Raw genomic sequence first — 23,617 nt, forward strand, 5'->3', positions numbered from 1 at the left:
AAAAATAATTAACCATCAGCATTTATTATAACCAGTTAACTCCCAGTTGGTTTTTACTAATATATTTAATAAGTTATTCTTTCAGGCTGGAAGCTGATCTACTATATTCTCCAGTCAGATCTAAAAAAATAATCATAGCAATGGTTAATGCAGATAAAAAATCAGAAAAAGATACAAACTTTCCGAAAGTGAAAGGCTGAAAACCATTAACTGACAACTCGAATAAAGACAACCTATAAATAAAAAATATTAAAGTTCGTTAATTATCCTTAAATAGGATATACATTAACTATTTAAGGATAATTAATACGACTTAGGCCTCTTCACTCTTATATTTAATTGATGTTATTCTATTAAACGAAATGACATCACGATTTATCTCAACAAAAAAATCCTCACATGAGACCGCCTCACTTTCTTTATATTGACTTTTATTAAATATAACATAGTTTACACCAGCGTCATTTTGTACGGATTTAAAAATTATTCCGTCAAAAATTTTTCCATTATGAAAATTTTTAATAACCTCAGCCAAAGCCTGACTGGCAATATATCTACTTGGATTATTTGCAGGTCTACAAATTTCATTACCAATGAATGGCAAAATTTTTTCTATTATATACTGCCTTTCATTTCTTTTGAATAAAATGCTCTCACCATATATATAACCTTGAATTTCTTTTTCTATTTTATAGAAATCAAAAAAAACGAGATCTTTTGTCGTAATAAACTCCCCGACCGCAAGAACATCACCCATTGATGGTCTCATTTCAGATATACTTGTTTCCTGATCTTTAGCAAGATACAACATAGAGATTGATTCAGCGCTCATTCGGTTATTAGCAGCCTTATTATAGGGGGCTGGGCCTAGCCTCTGAGCGGGATAGGCTAGAATATCCTCTCGCTCGTCTATTAATATTTTTCTTGCTCTATATAACTTTGAGCCTTTAGCTAATTGGCTTACTGCTAATCTTTCTTTGTTATTACTTTTTTCCACATGGTGATATGCCAATGATACTATTTCAGAAAAATAATTCTCTACGGATTTATTAAAAAAACGACTGGAATACATTAAATCATAATTAATTTCATTCCATTTATTTATTGCATCGATTTCATTCACATTATCTTTAATAGGTTTGTACTTATCTAACTTATCTATTGTTTTTAGCAATGACTCAGTAACTCGATTACTAATTTCTTTTTTACCAAGAAAGGATAGAACCACATCAAAAAGTGGAATGCCTGAGCTATCACTCACGACTTCGTAGTGGCAAGATAAATTTTCTTTAAATTTTGATGTAAGATAAGAAACAGAGAAACCGGAATTTATTTTTTTATGACATTCACAGCAAATTCGTTCATGATGAAGTTTTCGGTCATATAATTTGAGTATACTATCTTCGATACATTCTAAGCATATAAAATCATAATCATAATCATGTTCATCGAGATCGATTGAATCCAGACTATATAGAAAATTATTTCTCACTGTTTACTATTTCCCATGAAATTTTTAGAATTTATCATACATGCTTGAACTCCACTGATCCAACATGTTACATGATTATCTGAAAATCAGAACCTCGCTAAGTGATCCGACCCATCATTAGTGGACACGCGACTAAGTGAGTAAACTCTCAATTAAGAGGTGGCTCACATAACAAAACCAGCATCAACCAATAAGAAACCCCGTAAGCAGCATACGCCGGAATTCCGAGATGAAGCCCTGAAACTGGCAGAGCGTATTAGTGTCGCTGCTGCTGCACGCGAACTTAGCCTGTACGAGTCACAACTTTATGCATGGCGCAGTAAACAACAGCAACAAATGACCGCCTCTGAGCACGAAAATGAACTCGCGGCTGAAAATGCACGGCTAAAGCGACAGTTGGCTGAACAGGCTGAGGAATTGGCTATTCTCCAAAAGGCCGCGACATGATCCTACCCAGCAATAGTGGACACGCGGCTAAGTGAGTAAACTCTCAACCAGAGGTGATTACTCATGACAAAACCAGTACCAACCAGTAAAACGCCCCGCAAACAGTACACGCCCGAATTTCGCGATGAAGCCCTTAAACTGGCCGAGCGTATTGGAATCGCTGCTGCTGCCCGTGAACTCAGCCTGTATGAATCCCAGCTCTACAACTGGCGGAGTAAACAACAGCAACAGATGAACTCATCAGAGCGCGAGAATGAACTGGCTGCCGAAAATGCGCACCTGAAGCGCCAACTGGCGGAGCGCGATGAAGAACTGGCTATTCTCCAAAAGGCCGCGACATACTTCGCGAAGCGCCTGAAATGAAGTATGTCTTTATCGAACAGCATCAGGCAGAGTTCAGCATCAAAGCTATGTGTCGGGTGCTTCAGGTTGCCCGCAGCGGCTGGTATGTCTGGCGCAGGCGTCGTTGTCAGATAACCCCGCGCCAGCATTTCCAGCTCATTTGCGATGAGGCTGTCCGTAAGGCATTCGCTAGGGCAAAACAGCGCTATGGTGCGCCACGTCTTGCTGATGAGTTGCCGGAGTACAACATCAAAACCATCGCTGCGAGCCTGCGTCGTCAGGGGTTGCGGGCGAAAGCCAGCCGTAAATTCAGTCCGGTCAGCTACCGTGAACATGGCCTGCCGGTATCGGAAAACCTGCTGAAGCAGAACTTTATCGCCAACGGCCCGAACCAGAAGTGGGCAGGTGATATCACGTATCTTCGCACGGATGACGGCACAACTGGCTTGTGATGCGTTACAGATGACGCTTTGGAGACGTAAACGCCCGCAGAATGTCATTGTTCATACAGATAGAGCTGGGCAATATTGTTCATCAGATTATCAGGCGTTGCTGAAACGACATACACAGCGTGGCAGTATGAGCGCCAAAGGTTGCTGTTACGATAACGCCTGTGTGGAAAGCTTCTCTCATACATTGAAAGTAGAATGTATCCATGGCGAACGCTTTGCCAGCAGGGAAATGATGCGCTCAACGGTATTTAATTATATTGAGTGCGATTACAATCGCTGGCGTCGCCACAGTGCCTGTGGTGGTCTCAGCCCGGAACAATTTAAAAACCAGAACCTCGCTTAGGGCTGTGTCCACATTACGTGGGTAGGATCAACAGTGATGATTACAAGCCGACCAAGGAAGAGATCACACGTTTTCCGAGCCGTCTTGGGCAGGAACAGTCTGAGAAAGATAATCATTTGGATATCTCCCCATCCATATCACATAGAAAAATACTGAGTAGCCATTTTAACAAGCTGAAACCAGCATATTTCCGAGACAAGCAAGAAAAAAGCAATTAGTATAAGGCTGTTATGTTGCTCCAACATAACAACTGATTTTTATTAATTTATGTATTGTTGTTTATTACATTCCCTCTCATATTAGTTACGGAAATCTCTACATGAGCATAAATTATCACATCACTGAAAACCTTGATTACTATTTGAACCTTGATAATCCTGAGTATACTTTTCTTATAACGGGGGAATGGGGTGCTGGTAAAACTCATTTTATTGAGCATTACATCCACGATTATAATAAAAAAAATAAAAAACACAGGAAGATAATAAAAATTAGTTTATTTGGTCTAAACTCATTATCGAGTATTGATGAAAAAATATTTCAAGAGCTTCACCCATTCCTTTCAAACAAATATACGCGACTAACTGGTAATTTTCTTAAAGGAGCATTGAAATTTGGTCTAAAAATAGATCTAGATGGGGACCAGAAAGCTGATGGAAGTATTAATGCAAGCCTAGAAAAAATAAATTTCAGTGAAGTACTTCCCTCCGATAGAAAAAATGGGGAGATTATCATAGTGTTCGATGATTTAGAAAGAACTAATATCCCAGCCAAAGAAATTCTAGGTTATATAAATTATCTTATCGAAATATCTAAAGTAAAAATAATCTTAATAGCTAACGAGAAAAAACTGACTGGTATTGACAAGTCAACACTTACTGAAAATGACCAAAAAACTTATATTGACTTTAAAGAAAAACTTATAGGGAAAACCTTTGAAATAAAACACGATTTTGTTCTTATATTAGATGAATTCCTAAAAAACACTAATAGTGATATTTTAAAAAAACATAAAAAAACAATTGAATTTGCATATAAAAAATCAGAAAAAAAGAATCTCAGAGCGATAAAAAAAACAATACTTGACTTTAATTATTTAATAAATGAACTTGAACCAAAACATTTGAAAGAGAATGATTTCATAGAGTCATTGGTTAAAATATTCTTTGCACTAAGTATAGAGATCAAAAAGGGCAATATAAATGAGAGTGATTTACGGAAAACAAACTCATTCACTTTAAAGTTTAACCCATCTGAACCAATAGATAAAATAGCTCATTTATACTCTTTCGCAGGACATGGTCTATATAATTGCGATCTATGGGCAGATATTTTTTTCAATGGTGATATATCAAGATTAAAAGAATCTACTGAAAGTTTAATTTATTTCACTCACCCAAAGAGCAAAGAAAAACCCATTTGGCTTAAGTTATGGAATTTCCGTGACTTAGAACATAATGAGTTCATTTTACTTAGTAAGAAGTTAGTAAATGAATTTGAACAATTGAAAGAATATCCAGCAAATATATTATTACACAACTTATCTTTATTAATTTATTTCTCTAAGGAAAAAATGATTGATTTAGATGTTAGCAAGATTGACGAAAAAGTTGATGAGTATATATCCACCTACAAAAACAGTGATACATGGAATACTTCATTTCACCCTTTAAATTCCGTTATCAATGGTACTGGCTATGCTTACTTTGACAGTGAAGATGAAGATTTTATTAGACAACAAAGAAAAATAACAGCAGAGATAAGTAATATTCGTAAGGCGGAAAATGAGAATAATGAAAAATTGCACGCTGAGGCTATAGAACAGAATTTATTGAATTATTCAAAAGATAAGTTAATTGAGATAATTTTAAATAAATATCAGTTCAAGCCAATCTTCCACCATCTCAGCGCCAATAAATTTATTGATGCCTTGTATTTATCTAAAAATGAATCAGTTAATATGTTATATCAAATATTATACGAAAGATATTTCTCTGAAGATGTTAAAGACGATCCTCATTTCTGGCTCGGAGTAGAAACAGAAAATAATTTCTGGAGTGAATTAAACACTAAACTTATTGATAGGAAATGCCCCTCGGATTTAGTAAAAAATAACATCCTTAATGGTTTACTCATTAATCTAATTGAAAAAATAATTAAAAAAATAAATCAGCGCAGTAATTAATATATAGACTATAATTCAGAATGCGTTCCACTTTTCATATGGCTCGCATTCGAATTACATTAATATTCTTCAGTCATTAGAAGAGAATCGCTTCTCAATACGGTTCCGATAACGCTGTTGCTCAACAATGCTCAGATTGGGATCAGATAGGACACTCCGCCCCTTCACAGCAATATCGTAGTCAATTTGGGATTGTGTTTCATATTCTTTGGTCGGCTTAAAATAATCTGGTTGCGATGCAGAAGACTGTGCATAAGAACCAGAATATGTTTTACTCCCAGCACAACCGAGATAAACCAACAAACAGGCAAACAAGAAGAAAAATGTCCATGCGGCGTTGTATCCGTTAACCGTATATCCACTACCATTTCCAACTGAAAACACGCCGTGAAACCTAATGACATAGACAATCAGGAATGATGAAAGGATAACAGCCCTGCTTTTACCTATAGTTAAATGCTTACGCATGAATTTTACCGTTGGCACCAGCATGACCATAAATAGCCCAATGGCGGCAAAAACCAGCCATACCGGGAACAGTCCGTATTTTTGCGTGGTGTTTTGAGACAGCGTCACCAGCGATAGCAACAAGAAAATGTTAAGCAGGTAAAGCCTGACCGCCATCGATACTTTCACCTGTTTTTGTGTCTTTCGGAGAAACAGCACCGGTGCCAGTGATGGTATGTTCATCAGCAGGCCAATGAAAATCACCCAATAGATAGTGTTCATAGCGTTCTTCCTTTAATTACCGAGCAGCCCAGCCGTTATTGGTTTTCACCAGAACAATTTTGGCTTCTTCTGGTTCAGACATCCCCCTGACGCCAGAGAACGCATTTTCATCAACCCAACCCGGAACGCCATCGAGCTTCCACGTATAGGTCACTTGTGTGATTTTAGCGCCATTACCCTCACTCGGTTCAGTCCAGCTTGTGATCTCAGCGACAACTCGATGCCCAACACAGACACCTTCCTCACGGTTCCAAAATTCAACCTCTTGTCCTTTGTCTGTAACCTCCAGAACATCAACACTGCTAAAGCCATTCGCCTGTTGTGAAACATTAAGCAGCCCCTGCTCAACAAGCCCATTCAGGATTTCATCACCGGCACTGTATCCAGCAGAACGGTAGCCACGGTTAACCTTTACCGGAAAACCTTTGTTGAACACAATGTCGTTGTCTTGCAGTGAGTAGCACACCTTTAATTTTGAAATTTTCGCGTTAATCGCCTTCTCAAAATCGCCCTTCTCACCACATCCCGCCAGAAAAAGCGCTGTGCCAGCAACGAGTAAAATCGTCTTCATCTTTCTATCCATCCTGATAATCATAAATGCTGTTATGTTTTGACGCCTTTCGAGTTGCCTGAAGACGTTACAGCTTGCTCTTACAGGACGACCACAGCAAAGCCACCTGATTAACCAATTGATAGGATTCAATTATTTTTGAGGGTCGTCATATCGTTTGTACCGATCAAAATCAAAACAATAATAGACATTAACTATCAATTATTATTATTCGATCGATTAAAACAATTAAATCTCCGATCGAAAAAGCATTATTGATTGCCATAATCTATCAATATTAATTTATCGATCTGTTATACCGATCATTTTCTTGCTAGAAGAATCGTTACTGGATAAAGTGAGCGGAAGAGCTACAGAGCTGTTTACGAGTGGGTTCAAGGAGATGGAGCTACTGGCCGTAAGACAAACGCCTAAAGCTGTTTTATGGCATCTGCGCTGCTTCTATTAATGCAACATCAGGGAAAACAACATGAGCATGAGAGATGCCGTTAGCGGATTAGATAGAAAGACTCACAACATCTGATAAGCGGCTTTCTTCGCCAGTCATTAACACAAATTTAAATAGCCAGATTCGATATACCTCTGGCCCCGGCTTCTTTACGCCTGTTTCTACGTTTACTGTTTATATGGAGTTAACATGAAAAAACTGTTTATTGCTGCTCTGGTGATCTTACCTCTTACCGCTTGCACCACATATGGTAATAAATCCCTTAAAGACGAATCCCAACAAACCGTAAAAGCCAAAATCGTTAAAGGGAAAACTACCCAGCAAGATGTTATTAATGCATTCGGAGAACCGCAAACGCGAGCTACCAATGATGGTCAGGAAATGTGGTCCTATTCCAGCATGTCAGGCGAGACTCAGATCTCAAACTATATTCCCGGTCTGGCCCTACTGAAAAACAGCAACACAGCGCATATGAACACCCTTGAGATCTGGTTCAAAGGGAATGTTGTTGACCGATATAATTTCAGTCAGACGGCGAGTAAGGTTTCGCGTGGACTGTTGGATTAAATAACAAAATGCAATGAAATATAATAAAACGTAATTCAATATTGGCAGGTAAAAAACCTGCCATATCTAAATAAAAAAATAAGCTTGTGATTATTTATTGAATTGACATGAAATCAACTTCATACTTGTATGAAGTTACATCCTCATCAGTATTTTCAATTTTTAACTCTGCATTTGATGACATAACATGTGTCTGTAATTTTGCTCTAGCTGAAACATCTGCCGAAAAAATAGATTTTGAAGTCATCTCAACAGCGGCTCTGGTACAACCACCAATTTCTCTAGCAAGAATCAAAGATCCCCACTGAGGTTCAAATGGAAGCCATGAATACTCTTTTTTATCTAATAAATCGCCGCTAACCCATTTTTTACCGGCCAATTCAAACAGTCTTGCCTCACCCTCATAATCTTTCTGGTGAGATTGCTTATTGATACCAGCATCTACTGAAAATGGTACATTTGCTGAAGCTTCAACATTAGTTTCACATTGAATATTTTTACTATTTGTTTTATTACTAGTTTTAATTATTTTTATTTTTGTTGCACCTAAATTTATTAAAACCTTCAAAAGTTCCGCTTCTCTTTCCTGTAGTAGAAGTTGTTCATAGTACTCATCTGGAATATATAAACTTTCTTTTTCAGGATTTATTTTATCTAAAGGGTGAAGTCGATAAAAAAGACCAACAATGGGATGTCCGGGAGGGAATTTTAGTTTCCTCCCCCTTGTTTCTTCAATAGTTAATGAATACTTATTCAATGCCCCGTCAAGGATTTTAGCCTCTTCTTTAGTAATTTTTATATCGTCACTATCTTTATTAGAAAATAAATTTAAAACCATCGGACTAACAGTGGCAGCGACACCAATTAGTTTTATTGGAAGGTAGTTCATTGTTAGCGCCGCAGCACCCGCTTTTAATAAAAGGTCTGAATAAGATATCTCTTTCCCTTTATTTTTACTCTGAATTGCTGAAATGTACGACTCTAAATCATATTTCTTCTCTATTATATATATTTTTTCCATTTCCTTTTCCATAGATAGTCATCTAAACACACGAAGTATTATTAGCACAATAATAACATCAAAAAAAGACAAAGTATTTACTTATGATCTATGGATCAATAACATCGCATATAAATATAAAAAAGCTAAAGATTTATGTAGTATTACCGATAATATAAGATTAATTACTATGCATCCTTAAACAACGCAACAGCGATCTTAAGTCTATCAACAGCCTGAGATAACGCCTCATAGAGATCGCCCTCCATCTCATGCTCAAACTCACCGTTCCTGAACATTACCACATAGCCATTGGTCAGATCTTGCATATGGGCAAGGTTTATCGACTCAATGGCTATTCTGATGTCTGTACCTTTGTATTCCGCTACTGGATAGCCCATGTCGGTGTGAAGCACGATACCGCCAGAGGCTTCCAGTTCGGATAAGAAGTTATCTTCAGCTATGGCCTCACGCAAATCCTGCAGGCCAAGCACATTCATCAATGCAGATTCATCTGAGGTATTGGCTTTCACCCTGCTACAGTAATAGTAATCATCCAGAACACTAACGGGCGTGTTGGGATGCTGGCTGTTGTAGGTTTTGGTCTCTGACATCAGCAAGCTTATTGTTTCTTCGCTGACTTGACTGAGTTCAGAAATCAATCTCCCATACACATTTACCATTCGTTCCTTATCACAATCATTTGCTGATTCAGACAGGAAGAAAGAATCGTAATCTTTAACATAGATATTATTCCCGTTTTCAAGGATAAGTTTTATTCCGTGTTCGTTCTCTTCAACATCTTTAACAACACAATTCATAAATGGTATTTTATCATTAGTATTAAATAGAGTGATGATTTTAATATTAGTCATTTTTTATTTTCCTTTTTGTTTTATTTTTAATGCCATATTTATTTTAGGAAAATCAAATTTAACTTTTGGATAATAACGTTTTCCGTACTGTTTCAATCTTCTTTTGAAAAGATATTTATCTTATGAGCTAACGCTCATGTGCTGTAGAAAACGATTCATCGTTTTCATGAGCACGGCTACGCCCTAACTCTGAAATATGTATTTTTATCTTGATGAAGTACGTTTTTAGTATTGATAGCAAAAAGAGGAAATATCTTTTTCAGATCGTTTAATCATAAAAAACAAATTTGATCTTATTCTTGAACACAGAATTACCGCGATAACATATAGCATTTGATCTTAAACGTATAGAAAAACTATATTCAAAGAAGCAGCACTGAGTGATTGCTCGAAACAATCACATTGCTGAAACAGGGTTCATCCCTGTTAATGATGGATTTATCCATAAAGAACTTCGGCGATAGCCGATAAAGCAGAAATAGTATGATTAATATTACGACTTCATGGACGGTTTAGTTTTTAAGATATTATATATACCAGATTTACCCTATACTTAATTAAAACTTCATATTGAAAAACAAATCCTTTCTTATGAGCTTTCGCTCATGGCTTCGCCCTTTCTCTGCATATTAATGAGAAATGTATCAAATTATAGCATTTGCTCTTAAACACATAGTAAAACTATATCCCCAATAGCAGCACTGAGTGATTGTCAGAAACAATCACATTGCTGCACATAAAATAAAAAGAAAAATCATAAAAAATAACAAGGTGCCACTTATTTGGCACACTTCACGTTAAGGTTATTAAAAATATTACAGTATTAAGGACGCGTAACCTATTATATTTAAAGGAGATTTGGCGATAAAAGTTTCCTGTATGGAAATTTAAGTTTCCTCTGAGGAAATCGAAGTTTCCTGTACGGAAACTAAAATTTCTTCTGTGGAAACTTTACACTAATTTGGCATATCCAGAAGAGTGAACGCAATTTCGCAAAAGTGTATTATTTTTCCTTTTTTCACATTTATTTTTGACAAGATAACACTCTGCATTATATATAACAAACATTATAATAATGAAAGGAATACTTATGGGCATTGATTACAACACAATAATGAACTCAAGCAGTGAGGAAGTGGAAAACTATATCAACAGAAATCACTTCACAGATAAACAAAAACTGGAGGTTTACAGTTTCTATAACCGAAATAGAAAAGAAAAAATAACTGTTAATGTAAGGAAAGAGCACAGTTCTGATATACAACCGGGAATAGCCTATGTTCATGCTTTTTTAGATAATCTGGAAAAACTCGGAAAGAATATGTCTGGCGCAGAATACACAATAATGATCCGGTTATGTAAGCTTATGCAGCATGGTAATCTTATAGCCAGTATATCTCAATCAGCACTCGCTGAAGAACTGAACATGAGTAAATCAAATGTATGCAAATGCTGGAAAAAACTTATCAATAAGGGCATCCTTATCTTAGATGGTAAGCATACATTAATAAATGCTAATCTCTTTCTGAAAGGCCAATACAGGACGCTTAATGGAACACGAAAGGAATATGTAAAAAAATCGCTCAGAACTACCAGTGAAGGCGTAGAGAATGTTTTTTCTACCGTATATAAAGAGTCCATATTTGTAAATAATAAGAATGAAGAAGAATCAACAAAAAAGGAAGATGAAACACCACTGCTTTCTACACCTGATGATGATATTGACTGGGACTCTGTTTCATAAAACAATATGTTTGATGATTATCATGAAGAAATTGATGAAGAAGAAAATATATAGCTTTTTATCCACAGATTACTCTTTTTAATCTCCCTGCTGCATTTGACACTTTCTCTATATACCTTAACATATAAATATAACAACTATTAATAACGAGGTATTTATGAGAAATGTAAGATTAGACAACAGCGACTTGTTCGCATATTTTGAAACTGTAGAAAAGCTAAAACAACAACCATCAATGGATGAATATAAAGAAGGATATCGTAAGCTTCGTAATGACGACACATTTGAATATGAAATTAAGAAATATAGGTCTGCACATACCGAACTACGCAGGCTAGATAAAAAGAGACAATCACTTATGGGTAGTTTCATCGGTGAACTGAATCCTATAAGTTTTTCAACAGCTAACACATCTGCAAAATCGTCAGGGATCTTGATAAGTTTTATGAACGTAGTCTTTATAGGAAAGCAATTCAAGAAAAAAGCGATGAAGAAATTGTATCCCTAATTATAAAACAGCGTACAGAAGCAGCACTTAATTTTCAACGTTCTGTTGAGCAGAGTCTTGAACAACTTTCTCATATCTCATCAGATTGGGGAGCATCGAATACAAAACGCAGAAAAATGGCTGTTTAAATGGCTGACCCTACCCGGCAATGTTGAACATGCAAATCGGTGAGTAAACCCTTAATCACAGGTAGCCCACCAGTATGAAGCCTGTAATCAGGGCACTCCTGAGTTTTATCAGAAAGTCCTCAAGCTTGCTGTGTCCATGATTGCCGATCAAGATCAATTCATGTATAGTAATGCTCGATAGCGTCTGATCAGTATAGTAACAATGGCAGGCTAAGCCAGATAAAATTTGAGGAAAACAACCTCACCTTAAGGCTATTTCTATCCTTGTGAGGTATGAACATAAACAAATGTTTAGGAGGCAACATGCTGGACATGAATTATGTAAACAGTTTGATCGACAAGCATCAAATAAAAGCGGCAGAACATATTAAACAACTTGAAGGGAAAGTAGCAAATAATCAATTGAATGAACATGGTTGGGTTTATTGTGAAGACATTGCGTCATATTGGTCGCATTCAGAAGTAATGTATATTCCTTTTACTACTATAGGCTATCTCGATTTTTTGTCTAAACAGATACATGCACAGAGCTTTATCAATGAGTTACGAAAAATAGTTTCAATGGATAAAAATGAATTAGAAAAATTATACTTTGAGAATACTTTTTCTTATTGGAAGCATCGAAATATTACGCGATCAATAGTCAATGACAAAGCATCTGAAGAATTCCTAGATCGTGTGTTTAAATAAAATATTGCAATTAAATTGAGCTTGTTAGTAATTCTGTGTAATTGCCACCGTATTAAAGGTGAGCGCTCAGGCGGTCGGTAAGTGTCAAGGTAGTTGGCACCCCCGGTTGATTTAGGCTGCCTGTTTTTCCCGCTCTGGATTCAGCATCACCTTACCTGCCGGATGCCAGTTTCGTGTTCTGCCAGACCAGCGTTCAGGCCGTTGCGCTTTTGCCTTTTTGTACACCTCATCCCGATTTTTCAGCAACTCCCCGTCTTCTCCACGATGTCGCTGACCCGGCGTCACATACCTGATGCCGCTATGTCTATGCGTTTCGTTATACCACTGCATAAAATCCTCTACCCATTCACGCGCCTCATCCAATGTACCGAACCCCGATGACGGCCACTGCGGGATATATTTCAGTGTTCTGAACAGCGACTCCACATACGCATTATCGTTACTCACCCTCGGCCGGCTGTGAGAGGGCGTTATTGCCAGCTCGTGTAGCTTCATTTACAACGTCTGTGATTTTCATCGCCGCACCGTTGTCCGCATGCAGTACTGGCGGGTTTTGCCAGCATCCTTCCCGAAGGACCGTGCGTTGTATCAGGGCTGCCGCCTGCTCACCACTTTCAGTTTCATACACTTCATATCCCACGATTATTTAAAAATCGACCCAACAACTATTATTAAAATATCTCTATTTGGCTGTTTTATTCGCTTAATTCCTGAACCAAAGGAATGAGCCAGTTAGAGACACTTTGGGTATAATTGTTCCAATCAGGGTGTTTTGATGCAAGATCAATAATTTTAGCAAGTCCAGATGAACGTTCTAAACCTAATCTGATTATAATGTTCGTAATATAGCTATGCGGATCAATTTCAAAACGAATGCTGTTTGCAACTGTTATAATTTCCAGTGCATCATTCTCCAGTCCTTCGATAGGAATAGTTGTGATTAGTTGATGGAGGTATGCTTCGGGTTTCAGATCTACCGGAAGGTTAAACTGTATAACCTTTCCTTCCCCTGCAATCTTCATTTGCTGGGTCCTTTCCTCTGTACCTGTTAATACTCTGTTTAGAGCTGTAGCTTTTTGAGCATCTGTGCTGTATTCATCACCATCTAAGATGTAGATCCTTTTGAGTATATTTTCCCCTCTGATAAGTGAGCTAGCAAGTAATGTAAATGCGTTAATTGCCGCACCAAACATATATATTTGAACATATCTGCTACCTTGTAGAGAAGAACATATTTTCCTAGCAATCGCACTTGCAACATCATCCTCGACATATATTTCTATAGGCTTAACTTGCTCACCAGTCAATCTATTTATCGCGTCTGGTTTAGTTTCTTCAAAACAATACGAGCACGTATCAAGTGATAAAATATGACGTATGTTTACTTTGTTTTTCATACTAATTATTAATTCACGATGAGTAGTAAATATAATTTGTTTATTTTTTTCTTCTGCATGCTCAGATAAAACAAGAATTAATTTTCTCAAAGCTTCATCATGTAATAACAAGTCAAGTTCATCGATCAATATGAGAGCATTTTTATCTGCTTTAAAAACAGTATCAAGAATAAGAAATATTTTTTGTTCACCTGCGCTCATACTAAGAGATGAGTAGGCTAGCCCAGCAATTTCAACACCGATAAATTTAGTTCCATTAGGTTTTTGATGATGATTAAAACTGGTATATCTTTTATTTAATATATAAGATGCCTTGCTGAGAATTGTGGTAATCAACGTACTATTCACGTTGCTAGTTATGTACTGAACATTATTTTTCTTCTCCGACTCAATCATTGGTACACATTTATCTATACCCAAATAATAAACTTCTCGCATTGGTCTTCTGGCATATATTTGGACCCAGCGAGATCCCCTATCGTCAGCTTTTCCATAGTTTTTTATATCACTATCAATTAAAATACCATCGCGCCGATATGATATATTGACATTGAAATTACTGCCATTCCATTCAGCTTGCGGGCTGCGAGGAAAAAAATCACCTAGCTTATGATCCTCACCGGAAAATCCCTCTTCAGGCATATACACGCTTGCTAAAGCATGCAGGATAGTAGATTTACCACTTCCATTTGGACCAAGAATAGCGGTTAGCGCATGTGGATGAAAAAAAATCTCATTCAAATTGTTTATGCATTTCAGTTTCTGAATTTTTATTGATTTAATTTTCTGATTCGTAATGCTTTTATTTCTTGGAGGCATTGCACTCTTCCTGATTGAGATTGAAAAATGAGCGCATTGGGTTACATAGTGCGCTTCCACGATAGTATCAGATTCAATCTTCCAATTGAACATTGTTATATCTTGTATTTAACTTACAAATCGCGGTTTAAAAAGTATGCAAAGAGAGCTATCCTTTTTTGAAACTTTCCAAAAAAACGTGTTACCCATCAGCATCGTTGAGACTTAGTATCACTAATAAAATAATTACTTATCAATATGTTAAGTCCTAGACACATAAAATGGTAATCCTTACCTCCAAATTAATACACTTTGATATTTGTATAGCCCGCCTCCGGCACAAAGCTATCTGTTAGATTTGGTATGACCCTGAGTCAGAGAAGTTTTAGGTCAAGTCTGAGCCAATAGAGCATAGCTCCTCTGGTGATACACGATCACATTCCATTTTTTCAAGCAGCTTCTTTAATCTTTTCATCTTATATTTGTGTGCCTTCTTCTCACCAATCTCCTGATAGTATTCTTCACGGCGTTCCGCTACTACCTTGCGGAACTTCTTCAACAGTTGATTCAAGGTTTTTAAATCAGTTGTAGCCGCTTCAGCTTGGATTTTTCTATACATATACATAACGTGGAATTCATCAATCATATTAAACCTCATAGTGTTATCATTGATTCTATTTCCCTCTTACGAGGGAATACTCATTACATCTGAATATCAAACAACTGTCATTTTTAACTTCCAATAAACAGGGTCTTGATTTTCATCCTGATTGATATTTTTAAATACGAGGTCAATGATATGCTCAAGATGCCAATGTAAGATTTCATCCTTCAAATCATTTTTATTGATACCAGATACATCATTTTTAATAGAGTATTTCATTATCTCACGAGTTATCACCACATCATAAATAGACTCTGAAAGTTTCCCCCAACTCATAATATAGATTGCTGTTTCAGGATCATTTTCATAAATATTATATATCTCATCACAGAATCCTTGTAAGATGTTAGCAACAAGCTCATTTTTTGTTTTATCATGACTATTCAATACAATCTCTTTCATTTTCTCATCCTTACTTTTCAGTTAATAGTCAGTAAAACATTAGTTGTTATAACCGATATTGGTGATGGCACAGCTATACTCCAGCCCCAAATCATCTACTAGCTCGTTATTAATAAATCGATTTAACTCATCAAGTATATTCTTATCATCCATGATTTCTTCTACTGAATATCCAGTAATAGCAACAAATATTTCAAAACGCTCTTGAATAGTATTCATTACTTCTGGAGATCCATCACACAACACGCTTACAACTATAGATATTTTATTTGTCATAGAACTTTGTTCGTTGTTGTTTTTACGTAATATCGTAGATGTTTCGTTTTTCTTTATGTTGTTTACCATTTTTATTTTCCTCTTATATCTTTTGTTAGCCCCTTGCGGGGCAAGATAGTTCTTACTTTCTAAAGTTATCTGAATGCCCAACTAACATGGCAGCAACCAGTTCAAAGTTAACCTGATTAATATCACCACTATTACCTTCTTGGGCAGTGAACCGATCAAAGTTATTCTGAATATGATTAATCACATGGATAATAAATGGACTCATAAAATCTGGATCATCCAAATAATCATTGGCGTCACCATCACCATTAACTTCCATGAACATATTCCAGCTTGCGGCAAACGATCTACAAGCAAGCTCATAGAACAGTTCGGTTAATTTATTAATACCCACCGTATTTTTAGACATATTTATATCCTCATAGTTAAATGCTTATTTAATTCATTGTGTTTTTTATTAGCCCCTTTCGGGGCCGAATATGCTGTTGTTAGCTCATACTAAAAAGTAATGCTTGAGTATGAACATATCTCATTTCATGCATAACCTTATCCATATCAACATAAATCAGTCTTTCTCTCTTACCCGCTTCTTCCATATGTCCATCAAAACGCTTAGCCAAATAATCTTTAACATGTGAAAGATACGATTCCGTTCTATTATTATCTAACATAATAGATGCGACTAACTCATGATCTCCTTGCTCTTTATATATCAGCATTCCAGCCACATAAAGATACTTTGTCATATCATAAAATATTTTTGTGGATAACTGCTTGATAATTTCCATTTCTTTATTATTCATTTTATTTCCTCTTGTTATTATTAAAATATTTGTTATTCAGATACAGGACGTGAATCAGAAATGATTTTCTCAATCCATGCATCAATCTCACTTTCTATAAAGGCAATAGACCTTAAACCCGTTTTAACCTGCGGTGGAAAGCGTCCGGCTTTAATAAGTGTATAAATCCATGTCTTTCCAAATCCTGTTCTTCTAATCACTTCTGGTAAACGGATAAGACGTTGTTTTTTGTTTGCTACGATTTGAACCATATTTATCTCCTGTGTATTTGATGGAAATAATTGTATGGATATCGCTTGTAAAAAACGAGGTTGGTTCACCAGCCCCGAACAGAGGGGAAGTTCAGGACCAGTGAATTTAGGAGATTTTTATGAAAGGTGAATATCGGGGATGTTCAGGCTTAGCGACTGTCCCTTGTTTTCTTATTCGGTTCAGGTTTGTCATTCATGCCGATGACAGCAAGGATATCTGAACTCTTCACATGCATGTTTTTTATGAAAAAGTCATTTAACGACTTGAAATAGTTATCATTATTTAAGAATTCATAGGCCAGAGGGTAATCTGTGTCCTTGATTTGCTCACTACCTCTGGCATAACGCATGTCGGTATGAAGGATGCCAGCCAACACAGGATAAGGGATTTTCTGATTGTTGAGTTGTTCCCAACCAATGAGATCCATTAGAGGAATAATTTTGTAATCGAGTATCTTCTGGAAGGTTTTATGACCAAAGCGGAAATCTTTTTCCGCTGGCTTGGGCGCTTTGAGATGCTTCTGCCACTGACTGATAAGCACTTTTAGGTGTTCTGCCAAATCATCACTGCTGGCTTCATCCAAATCAATTTCAATCAGCATCTTGTTAGCGGGGTTTAACCCGCCCTGCTTCAAATACTCAGATATGTATTCTGAACTCACTGAAACGTCATCTTTAGCAACGTTGTTTTCCAGACGATACATAGCTCGCCCATAGTTGAACAACGAAGTCCTTGTCATTGGTCTGACAGCATAACTGTGTGCCAGCATATGGCTGTCAGAGACCCATTTAACCTCGTGTATAACCTTACCTGAACGGATCAGGGCATCATGGTAGATCGCCAGCATTTGATTCTCTTCGCCTGCTGTTTCCCACTGTTGCCTTGCTTTATAGGCAAAGATCCGTCTTTCCAGCTCGGCATAGATTTGTTCTAGCGTTAAATCCTTCAGCACATCATATCGACTTACGTCAAACCACTCACTTAGTGCTTCTACGATCTGCGCTTTAGGCATCTTTTTGGTCATTTTTTTCTCTATAAGTTTTGTTGTTATGTTATGATAAAACCATATTACTCAACAGCATAGATAAAGCGCAAAAAGATATCAGTCCACCGGAGCAAAGCTTTGAAGAAATTCATATGGCTTGGCACTCCTTTTGCCAATTGCTTAACTAATGTTCGTTATTCATTTTTTCACACATAATTTATTTATAGTTACAACTGTTTTTCGGCTAAGTGCCAGAAGCAGATATCCATACAATTATGTAAAATAGGATAGTGAGTCAGCATCCATGTAGTCCAGATCATCTATAGCTGAAATTACGATCGCTTAACAGTGATTAACTTATAACTGCTAGCGAGCAATGTTCTTGTTTGAACCTCAAATTGAAACCACAAAATCGATAGATTATATAATCGATTATACAAATAGAAGGCAGTTCAATGGGAAATCACAGCTTTATTAAATATATTGTATTATTTGGCTTGTCCGGGATAATGTTAGCTATGTTAGTACTTTTTATTTCCTCCATAGCATATTATTTTTTCAGCCATAATAAAGGAGTTCTTCAATATATAATTAAAACCATTTTCATAGGAATTTTAACTATTCCAGTCGCAATAATACTAATCGTTGCACTCGTCCGTTATATTGTCTGGCAAAAAGGGATTTTAACGGCATGGCGTTTTATATTCCCCCTGACTAAAACAACAACCGTGAATGATATTATTAATACTGAATCAGAAGAGGTGATTGTTCACCTTGTTCATGGAACATTCGAGCCGAATGCGTCTTGGACACAATCAGAGTCGGAAATGTGTAAATCAATTAAATCAAGAAATCCCAATATAGGTATATCTCGATTTAACTGGGATGGCAAAAACTCTGCATCCTCTCGTAAGCAAGCGGCATATCAATTAGAAAAGCATATTGAAAACTCTCCTGCAAAATACAATTATATTATCGCACATAGCCATGGGGCAGCTATTGTAAGAGAAATGTCTCATTTACGAAATGATATTGCACAAAAAATACAAGGTGTATGTCTTTTGTCACCACCGTTCATCTTTCGACGTAGGATAAAAAGAACGTCAGGTAATTTAATCAATCTTATTGATATTAGCGGAGCTTTGGCTATTCAATTGTTACTTGCGGTATTTTTAGTCCCTTTCAATCTATATAATATTAATTATGCAGTAGTGATTTTTTTCTTTTCAATATTTTCAGAGATTATAATTTCCAAAAAATATAAAAAAGAATTTTTGCAGGAAGTTGAGAGAGGCGAGCACTGTGAAGCGGTTGATTTTAGGAATGTTGTAATTTATCACGCAATTGGTGATGAAGCAGATTCAGGCTTGAGATTTGTAAGTTCACTTCACGAAGGGTGTTTTGCCATTCTTTCCCAGCTAAAAAAAGCTCAAGTAAGTCATAAAAAGCTAACACACTGGTCAGCAGTTTTAAGCTATCTATTTTATATTATCATGAGTGTGTTAATATGGTTCTTCTATCCTGAAGAAAAATTATGGATTTTAGTATTTTTAGTAAGCTTTGTATTAACTTCTATTTCACACATTTGGCAAAGATTGAAACCATCAAAGGATATCCCTCATGTTTTACTTATTGCTGCAATACCAGTTGCGATTTTTTCATTTTGGTTGGCTGTAGCTAAGGCTATAGCTTATGGGGATTTGCGATTGATATTTTGCCCGGAAGTTTTTATTGCATCATCTGAAACTCCAGCTGGAAATCATGAAGTTATTAAATTCCCCCCACAAAATGATGGTATGTTAATACACTCAACACATTCACATCCGGCGGCTATAGCTAATGTTTCTGAATGGTTATATTGTTCTGAGTATGAAAGAGAAAATGGTAAACCATAGCTTAATATAGCCACCATAAGCTAACTTATAATACACTTCCCTGCTAAGTTCGTAGGGAAGTTAAAAATATACTAACTCAGTAGTGTTTTGTAAGGCAAGCATATCAGATATAACTGATGTAAGACGAATTATTGCTGACTCAAATGTCAAATACTACACAAGTCACTTATACAGCGACAAATTCGATATTTTTTAAAAATATATAATTGGCAAGAAATTTATTCTTTTTCATTAATTATAATCTGATAGTAACTCACGTTCTATGAAACGTCCGTTCCTTGTCATAGCAGCCTATCGAATCGCATGTAGGTATCTCAGATTTTGCTAGTACTGATCGAGTGGATAAACATCCACAAGTATAGTGAATTCAGTTTCAATCTACATCAGCTCCGAACAGTGGAAAAAATAGAGTTATAACTTCATAAAAAATTGTTTTAAATGCATTAAAATCATTAAAAAACTGACAACATGATGTTGAGCATCAAACCTTGCACAAGCAGCAATAGACAACACGTTATGACAACAACCAATTGTTTTTAATTGACATTTTATGGTTATAGATTAAATAATGATGGTAAAAATGCTGGTAAAAAATCACAGTATTTAAACGAAGCCAATAATAACAGGAGATAAAGATGAAGTTCGAGTCCAGTCAGAGGAGCCAAATTAGAAAATCCCGCTTAAGGAAACTTAAGTGGGATTTTTGCTTTTAGCATTGTATTCAATACGTTCCATCTGAAAATTGTTCCCGATGTACATTCCATTTTCATCCCGCATCGGATGAATGTGGTGGTCAGATTTGGGGTCACGTTGGTTCGATGACGGCGTGACCCCAAAATGTCTTTTAACAACTCAAAAATCTCGGTATCAAGCCTTCAGATAAACGCCTTAAAATCCCCGTTCCACCCGGCTTACTCATGTATTTAAACCGCAGCTAAATAGACCTTGAGTTACCATTGAAGCCAGAATGAATACCTGATATTCATCGGGTAGTTTTGCATGAAAATACATCATCAAACACCAGCCAAGGTTAACAAAAATGCGACACTACTCTATGGCCAGCCTTACCGGAGTCATCGTCACCACAGCATTGTTTTGTATTACCTTTTCTTCCATCGCCGCACCACTGAATATTTCACTACAAAATCAGCAGTTTGAGGGTCTGATCAGAGAGCCACTTTCGTTGCAGGTAATACTGGATAATGGTAAGCCAGCAATACTGGACGCATTTGTTACCCGGCCAGTCGGCCAGACAACATTCCCTGTGGCGGTGATCACTAACGGTACCGTTGGTACTGCCGAATTTGATCGCTGGGAAATGAATCCAAACCGCGAATCGTCAACCGCACTCGCCTTTGCGCGCCACGGTTATGCTGCTGTTGCCGTTCTGCGCGAAGGGTACGGCTATTCAAGTGGCGGTGCTGAATATTCAGGTGGTTCCTGTAAGCAGCCTCTGCATAAACTGGCTGGTGAAAAAGACACCAAGGATATGCTGGCCGCGCTTGAAGCAATAAGACGTCAACCCTGGGCCTCTCCTGATAAAGCGGTTCTGGCAGGCATGTCAGCAGGCGGCTTCGCCGTTCTGGCAACTAGCGCGGTTAACCCTCCCGGCGTTCAGGCTATAATCAATTTTGACGGAGGCAGAGGTTCCATTGATGGTAAATCACTTTGTGATAAAGCTGGCTTGATTAAAGCCCTGACCACTTATGGCGCAACTGCACGTATTCCTTCTCTGTGGCTCTATTCCAGCAATGATCAATCTTTCACACCAGAAATAGGCAGAACATTTTATGAAGCCTATCGCCACGATGGAGGTAATGCTGAATTTATTGAAATGCCTGCTTTTGAAAGCAATGGACACGTCTTTATGGATACAGCCTCTGAGAATTTCTGGTGGAAACACGTAGCTACCTTCCAGGCACAACAGCACTTACCATCAGAGGAAGTCGTGACCTTACCGATAACACATCTTGTTTCTCCCGCAAATCTTAATAACCTCTCAGGCGAAAAGGCGTTCAGAAAATACGAAACAGCACGACTTTATGAGAAAGCCTTTGCGACAGGCAAGGATGGGGCATGGGGGACAGCATACTGGGGGCGAACAGGTCAGGAAGCGGCTGATGCAGCCATCAGGAACTGCGAAAAATTCCAGCACAAGGGAACAACCAACTGCACGGTATATGCCATCAATGATGAGGTTGTGGCACAGTAGCTCTGTCGCCAGCGCTTAATAAAGATTAAGCGCTGGCGACGTTTTTCATTCGATGGGTTCCCGGAAAAAACTGTCTAGTCATCAACATCCATAAAATCTGAAACTGTTCTTACAGAATTACGCCTGTGAATTCGTATTCACCTCACATGTGGGACAACGCGAAATAATACCAGCGCTATCAGGCAGGCCGTTGCCTGTATACCACCTAGCGTTGTGACGGCGGGAAACGTTAGCACCGAGCCTAGCCAAGTTGCCATCGCCGCCATTCCCATCGTCAAAAAACCAAGCAGAGCAGATGCCAAACCCGCTTCTTTCCCGAAAGGCGCCATCGTAATGGCTGTTCCCAGCGGATTAGCTAAGCCCATTCCCCAGAGGAAGACAACCATCGACAAGGTATACCAGCTCAGTTTTGGGGTTTCCGGCCCAAGCAATAGTAAACTCCCACCGACTAATGCGGTAGCAAGCCCCGCCGAAGCAATCCTTCGCGGGCCATAACGGCGAGCCAGCTGCGGCGCAGCTATGCCAGCACCAAAGACAACGAACACGGTGGAAGCAAAATATAGCCCAGCCTGGAACGAAGACAGCCCTATCCCACTCATCAGAATCGCAGGTGCAGCGCCGAAAGACGCAAACAATCCGCTCATCAACAGGCTCATCGACAGTGCCGGAAGAATAAATTTCCCATTCGCAACCAGGTTGCCGTACGTAAATATCACGCTCGGCATTGCGTATCGGCTCCTACGCTCCATGGGGTGCGTTTCCCCCAGTCCGTGAGCATAGAAGACCGCGATGGCAAAGGCCGCAAGCCCCACCACTATAAAAATCGCTCGCCACCCCAGTGTGGTGGTCAGTACGCTACCCACCAGCGGTGAGAATCCGGGGGCTGCGGCCGTCGCGATCATCGTCAGAGACAACGCGCGCGCCAGCGTTTCACCGTCAAATAAATCACGTGCAATCGCGCGCGCTAACACTGAAGCAGTGCATATCCCCAGCGCCTGAATGACTCTTCCAGCAATCAGTGTGTCAAGTGAATCAGCAAGACCACCGACAACCGTACCAACAATAAATATGGTGAGGCCGCCCAGTACGAGCGTCTTGCGTCCGTAGCGGTCCGACAATGGCCCCACAACCAGTTGAGCCAGCGCGAAGGTAATGAAAAAACTGGAAAGCGTCAGACCCAGTTCACGTGAGGATGCCCCAAGCTGCTCTCCAATATCGGGAAACGCCGGAAGAATGATATTTGTGGACAGTATGCTAATAGCCGAAAGACCTGACAATAACGCGACAATTTTTCCGGTTAATCGCGGAGCTTCAGAAGAATAGGGTTTCGCCATAATTTCAGTACTCATGGTTACCTTAGCGATAATGACTGGCGCGGGAATACGCTCCGCGCCAGTTGGGTG

At 38.1% G+C, this 23,617-nt stretch carries 20 protein-coding genes and 4 pseudogenes; 9 read left to right on the forward strand and 15 right to left on the reverse strand.

Annotation, left to right across the window (positions count from 1 at the left end):
• Nucleotides 1-313 precede the first annotated feature (313 nt).
• Nucleotides 314-1,492, reverse strand: a complete 1,179-nt coding sequence (locus E2566_RS13785; protein WP_133169852.1) for an RES family NAD+ phosphorylase — start codon at nucleotides 1,490-1,492, stop codon at nucleotides 314-316.
• A 168-nt stretch (nucleotides 1,493-1,660) separates the two neighbouring features.
• On the opposite strand from E2566_RS13785, the pseudogene E2566_RS13790 reads away from it, so the two are divergent.
• From E2566_RS13790 to E2566_RS13800, 3 genes and pseudogenes are all read left to right on the forward strand, one after another.
• A pseudogene (locus E2566_RS13790) lies at nucleotides 1,661-1,927 on the forward strand (transposase); the annotation flags it as partial.
• A 75-nt stretch (nucleotides 1,928-2,002) separates the two neighbouring features.
• Nucleotides 2,003-3,076: pseudogene (locus E2566_RS13795) on the forward strand (IS3 family transposase).
• Between the two features lie 319 nt (nucleotides 3,077-3,395).
• On the forward strand, nucleotides 3,396-5,261 hold the full coding sequence (locus E2566_RS13800; RefSeq protein ID WP_107168513.1) for a P-loop NTPase fold protein: 1,866 nt from the start codon (nucleotides 3,396-3,398) through the stop codon (nucleotides 5,259-5,261).
• Between the two features lie 69 nt (nucleotides 5,262-5,330).
• Here the strand turns inward: E2566_RS13800 and E2566_RS13805 are convergent, their stop codons facing one another.
• On the reverse strand, nucleotides 5,331-5,990 hold the full coding sequence (locus E2566_RS13805) for a hypothetical protein (protein ID WP_107168512.1): 660 nt from the start codon (nucleotides 5,988-5,990) through the stop codon (nucleotides 5,331-5,333).
• Nucleotides 5,991-6,006: 16 nt separating this feature from the next.
• Entirely contained in the window at nucleotides 6,007-6,561 is a 555-nt protein-coding gene (locus tag E2566_RS13810) for a lipoprotein (RefSeq protein ID WP_107168511.1), read from the reverse strand.
• 637 nt (nucleotides 6,562-7,198) lie between these two features.
• On the opposite strand from E2566_RS13810, the gene E2566_RS13815 reads away from it, so the two are divergent.
• A complete protein-coding gene (locus tag E2566_RS13815; RefSeq protein WP_107168510.1) occupies nucleotides 7,199-7,576 on the forward strand; it encodes a hypothetical protein in 378 nt (125 codons plus the stop codon).
• 94 nt (nucleotides 7,577-7,670) lie between these two features.
• On the opposite strand, the gene E2566_RS13820 is transcribed toward E2566_RS13815, so the two are convergent.
• A complete protein-coding gene (locus tag E2566_RS13820; RefSeq protein ID WP_133169851.1) occupies nucleotides 7,671-8,609 on the reverse strand; it encodes a hypothetical protein in 939 nt (312 codons plus the stop codon).
• 155 nt (nucleotides 8,610-8,764) lie between these two features.
• Nucleotides 8,765-9,451: a BTB/POZ domain-containing protein gene (locus E2566_RS13825; protein ID WP_107168508.1), complete on the reverse strand. Its 687-nt coding sequence runs from the start codon at nucleotides 9,449-9,451 to the stop codon at nucleotides 8,765-8,767.
• Between the two features lie 1,090 nt (nucleotides 9,452-10,541).
• Between E2566_RS13825 and E2566_RS13830 the strand changes: the two genes are divergently transcribed.
• The 3 genes and pseudogenes from E2566_RS13830 to E2566_RS13840 all read left to right on the forward strand — a co-directional run bounded on the left by E2566_RS13830 (nucleotide 10,542) and on the right by E2566_RS13840 (nucleotide 12,521).
• Nucleotides 10,542-11,195, forward strand: a complete 654-nt coding sequence (locus E2566_RS13830) for a hypothetical protein (protein WP_107168507.1) — start codon at nucleotides 10,542-10,544, stop codon at nucleotides 11,193-11,195.
• 157 nt (nucleotides 11,196-11,352) lie between these two features.
• A pseudogene (locus E2566_RS13835) lies at nucleotides 11,353-11,831 on the forward strand (DUF4756 family protein).
• A 303-nt stretch (nucleotides 11,832-12,134) separates the two neighbouring features.
• Entirely contained in the window at nucleotides 12,135-12,521 is a 387-nt protein-coding gene (locus E2566_RS13840; protein ID WP_107168506.1) for a hypothetical protein, read from the forward strand.
• Between the two features lie 111 nt (nucleotides 12,522-12,632).
• Here the strand turns inward: E2566_RS13840 and E2566_RS21870 are convergent.
• From E2566_RS21870 to E2566_RS13885, 9 genes and pseudogenes are all read right to left on the reverse strand, one after another.
• Nucleotides 12,633-13,161, reverse strand: a pseudogene (locus E2566_RS21870) (transposase); the annotation flags it as partial.
• A 55-nt stretch (nucleotides 13,162-13,216) separates the two neighbouring features.
• On the reverse strand, nucleotides 13,217-14,737 hold the full coding sequence (locus E2566_RS13850; RefSeq protein ID WP_107168504.1) for an AAA family ATPase: 1,521 nt from the start codon (nucleotides 14,735-14,737) through the stop codon (nucleotides 13,217-13,219).
• Nucleotides 14,738-15,101: 364 nt separating this feature from the next.
• Nucleotides 15,102-15,362 (reverse strand): H-NS family histone-like protein, encoded by a 261-nt coding sequence (locus tag E2566_RS13855; RefSeq protein WP_107168540.1) that lies wholly within the window; start codon nucleotides 15,360-15,362, stop codon nucleotides 15,102-15,104.
• Between the two features lie 69 nt (nucleotides 15,363-15,431).
• Nucleotides 15,432-15,782: a hypothetical protein gene (locus tag E2566_RS13860; RefSeq protein WP_107168503.1), complete on the reverse strand. Its 351-nt coding sequence runs from the start codon at nucleotides 15,780-15,782 to the stop codon at nucleotides 15,432-15,434.
• A gap of 39 nt (nucleotides 15,783-15,821) precedes the next feature.
• Complete coding sequence (locus E2566_RS13865; RefSeq protein ID WP_420892579.1) at nucleotides 15,822-16,127, reverse strand: hypothetical protein; 306 nt, start codon at nucleotides 16,125-16,127, stop codon at nucleotides 15,822-15,824.
• A 52-nt stretch (nucleotides 16,128-16,179) separates the two neighbouring features.
• Nucleotides 16,180-16,476, reverse strand: a complete 297-nt coding sequence (locus tag E2566_RS13870; RefSeq protein WP_107168502.1) for a hypothetical protein — start codon at nucleotides 16,474-16,476, stop codon at nucleotides 16,180-16,182.
• A 79-nt stretch (nucleotides 16,477-16,555) separates the two neighbouring features.
• On the reverse strand, nucleotides 16,556-16,870 hold the full coding sequence (locus tag E2566_RS13875) for a hypothetical protein (protein ID WP_107168501.1): 315 nt from the start codon (nucleotides 16,868-16,870) through the stop codon (nucleotides 16,556-16,558).
• A 32-nt stretch (nucleotides 16,871-16,902) separates the two neighbouring features.
• Nucleotides 16,903-17,121, reverse strand: a complete 219-nt coding sequence (locus E2566_RS13880) for a helix-turn-helix transcriptional regulator (protein ID WP_039520198.1) — start codon at nucleotides 17,119-17,121, stop codon at nucleotides 16,903-16,905.
• A gap of 149 nt (nucleotides 17,122-17,270) precedes the next feature.
• Nucleotides 17,271-18,146, reverse strand: coding sequence for a DUF6387 family protein (locus tag E2566_RS13885; protein WP_107168500.1), 876 nt, complete (start codon nucleotides 18,144-18,146; stop codon nucleotides 17,271-17,273).
• Nucleotides 18,147-18,562: 416 nt separating this feature from the next.
• Here E2566_RS13885 and E2566_RS13890 point away from each other — a divergent pair, with 416 nt between their 5' ends.
• Together E2566_RS13890 and E2566_RS13895 are read left to right on the forward strand one after the other, a co-directional pair.
• Nucleotides 18,563-20,002 carry an alpha/beta hydrolase family protein gene (locus E2566_RS13890; RefSeq protein WP_107168499.1) on the forward strand — a complete coding sequence of 480 codons (1,440 nt, stop codon included), beginning with the start codon at nucleotides 18,563-18,565 and terminating at the stop codon, nucleotides 20,000-20,002.
• A 1,039-nt stretch (nucleotides 20,003-21,041) separates the two neighbouring features.
• A complete protein-coding gene (locus E2566_RS13895; protein WP_107168498.1) occupies nucleotides 21,042-22,214 on the forward strand; it encodes a dienelactone hydrolase family protein in 1,173 nt (390 codons plus the stop codon).
• Between the two features lie 137 nt (nucleotides 22,215-22,351).
• Here E2566_RS13895 and E2566_RS13900 read toward each other — a convergent pair whose 3' ends face one another.
• Nucleotides 22,352-23,548, reverse strand: a complete 1,197-nt coding sequence (locus tag E2566_RS13900; RefSeq protein ID WP_107168497.1) for a multidrug effflux MFS transporter — start codon at nucleotides 23,546-23,548, stop codon at nucleotides 22,352-22,354.
• Nucleotides 23,549-23,617: the final 69 nt, after the last annotated feature.

It is taken from the genome of Pectobacterium punjabense, assembly GCF_012427845.1.
In the GTDB taxonomy this organism is placed as follows: domain Bacteria; phylum Pseudomonadota; class Gammaproteobacteria; order Enterobacterales; family Enterobacteriaceae; genus Pectobacterium; species Pectobacterium punjabense.

Coding starts and splice junctions, on each gene's coding strand:
- E2566_RS13800 (WP_107168513.1), top strand. CDS start 3,396: ATGAGCATAAATTATCACATCACTGAAAACCTTGATTACTATTTGAAC.
- E2566_RS13805 (WP_107168512.1), bottom strand. CDS start 5,990: ATGAACACTATCTATTGGGTGATTTTCATTGGCCTGCTGATGAACATA.
- E2566_RS13810 (WP_107168511.1), bottom strand. CDS start 6,561: ATGAAGACGATTTTACTCGTTGCTGGCACAGCGCTTTTTCTGGCGGGA.
- E2566_RS13815 (WP_107168510.1), top strand. CDS start 7,199: ATGAAAAAACTGTTTATTGCTGCTCTGGTGATCTTACCTCTTACCGCT.
- E2566_RS13820 (WP_133169851.1), bottom strand. CDS start 8,609: ATGGAAAAGGAAATGGAAAAAATATATATAATAGAGAAGAAATATGAT.
- E2566_RS13825 (WP_107168508.1), bottom strand. CDS start 9,451: ATGACTAATATTAAAATCATCACTCTATTTAATACTAATGATAAAATA.
- E2566_RS13830 (WP_107168507.1), top strand. CDS start 10,542: ATGGGCATTGATTACAACACAATAATGAACTCAAGCAGTGAGGAAGTG.
- E2566_RS13840 (WP_107168506.1), top strand. CDS start 12,135: ATGCTGGACATGAATTATGTAAACAGTTTGATCGACAAGCATCAAATA.
- E2566_RS13850 (WP_107168504.1), bottom strand. CDS start 14,737: ATGCCTCCAAGAAATAAAAGCATTACGAATCAGAAAATTAAATCAATA.
- E2566_RS13855 (WP_107168540.1), bottom strand. CDS start 15,362: ATGATTGATGAATTCCACGTTATGTATATGTATAGAAAAATCCAAGCT.
- E2566_RS13860 (WP_107168503.1), bottom strand. CDS start 15,782: ATGAAAGAGATTGTATTGAATAGTCATGATAAAACAAAAAATGAGCTT.
- E2566_RS13865 (WP_420892579.1), bottom strand. CDS start 16,127: ATGGTAAACAACATAAAGAAAAACGAAACATCTACGATATTACGTAAA.
- E2566_RS13870 (WP_107168502.1), bottom strand. CDS start 16,476: ATGTCTAAAAATACGGTGGGTATTAATAAATTAACCGAACTGTTCTAT.
- E2566_RS13875 (WP_107168501.1), bottom strand. CDS start 16,870: ATGAATAATAAAGAAATGGAAATTATCAAGCAGTTATCCACAAAAATA.
- E2566_RS13880 (WP_039520198.1), bottom strand. CDS start 17,121: ATGGTTCAAATCGTAGCAAACAAAAAACAACGTCTTATCCGTTTACCA.
- E2566_RS13885 (WP_107168500.1), bottom strand. CDS start 18,146: ATGACCAAAAAGATGCCTAAAGCGCAGATCGTAGAAGCACTAAGTGAG.
- E2566_RS13890 (WP_107168499.1), top strand. CDS start 18,563: ATGGGAAATCACAGCTTTATTAAATATATTGTATTATTTGGCTTGTCC.
- E2566_RS13895 (WP_107168498.1), top strand. CDS start 21,042: ATGCGACACTACTCTATGGCCAGCCTTACCGGAGTCATCGTCACCACA.
- E2566_RS13900 (WP_107168497.1), bottom strand. CDS start 23,548: ATGGCGAAACCCTATTCTTCTGAAGCTCCGCGATTAACCGGAAAAATT.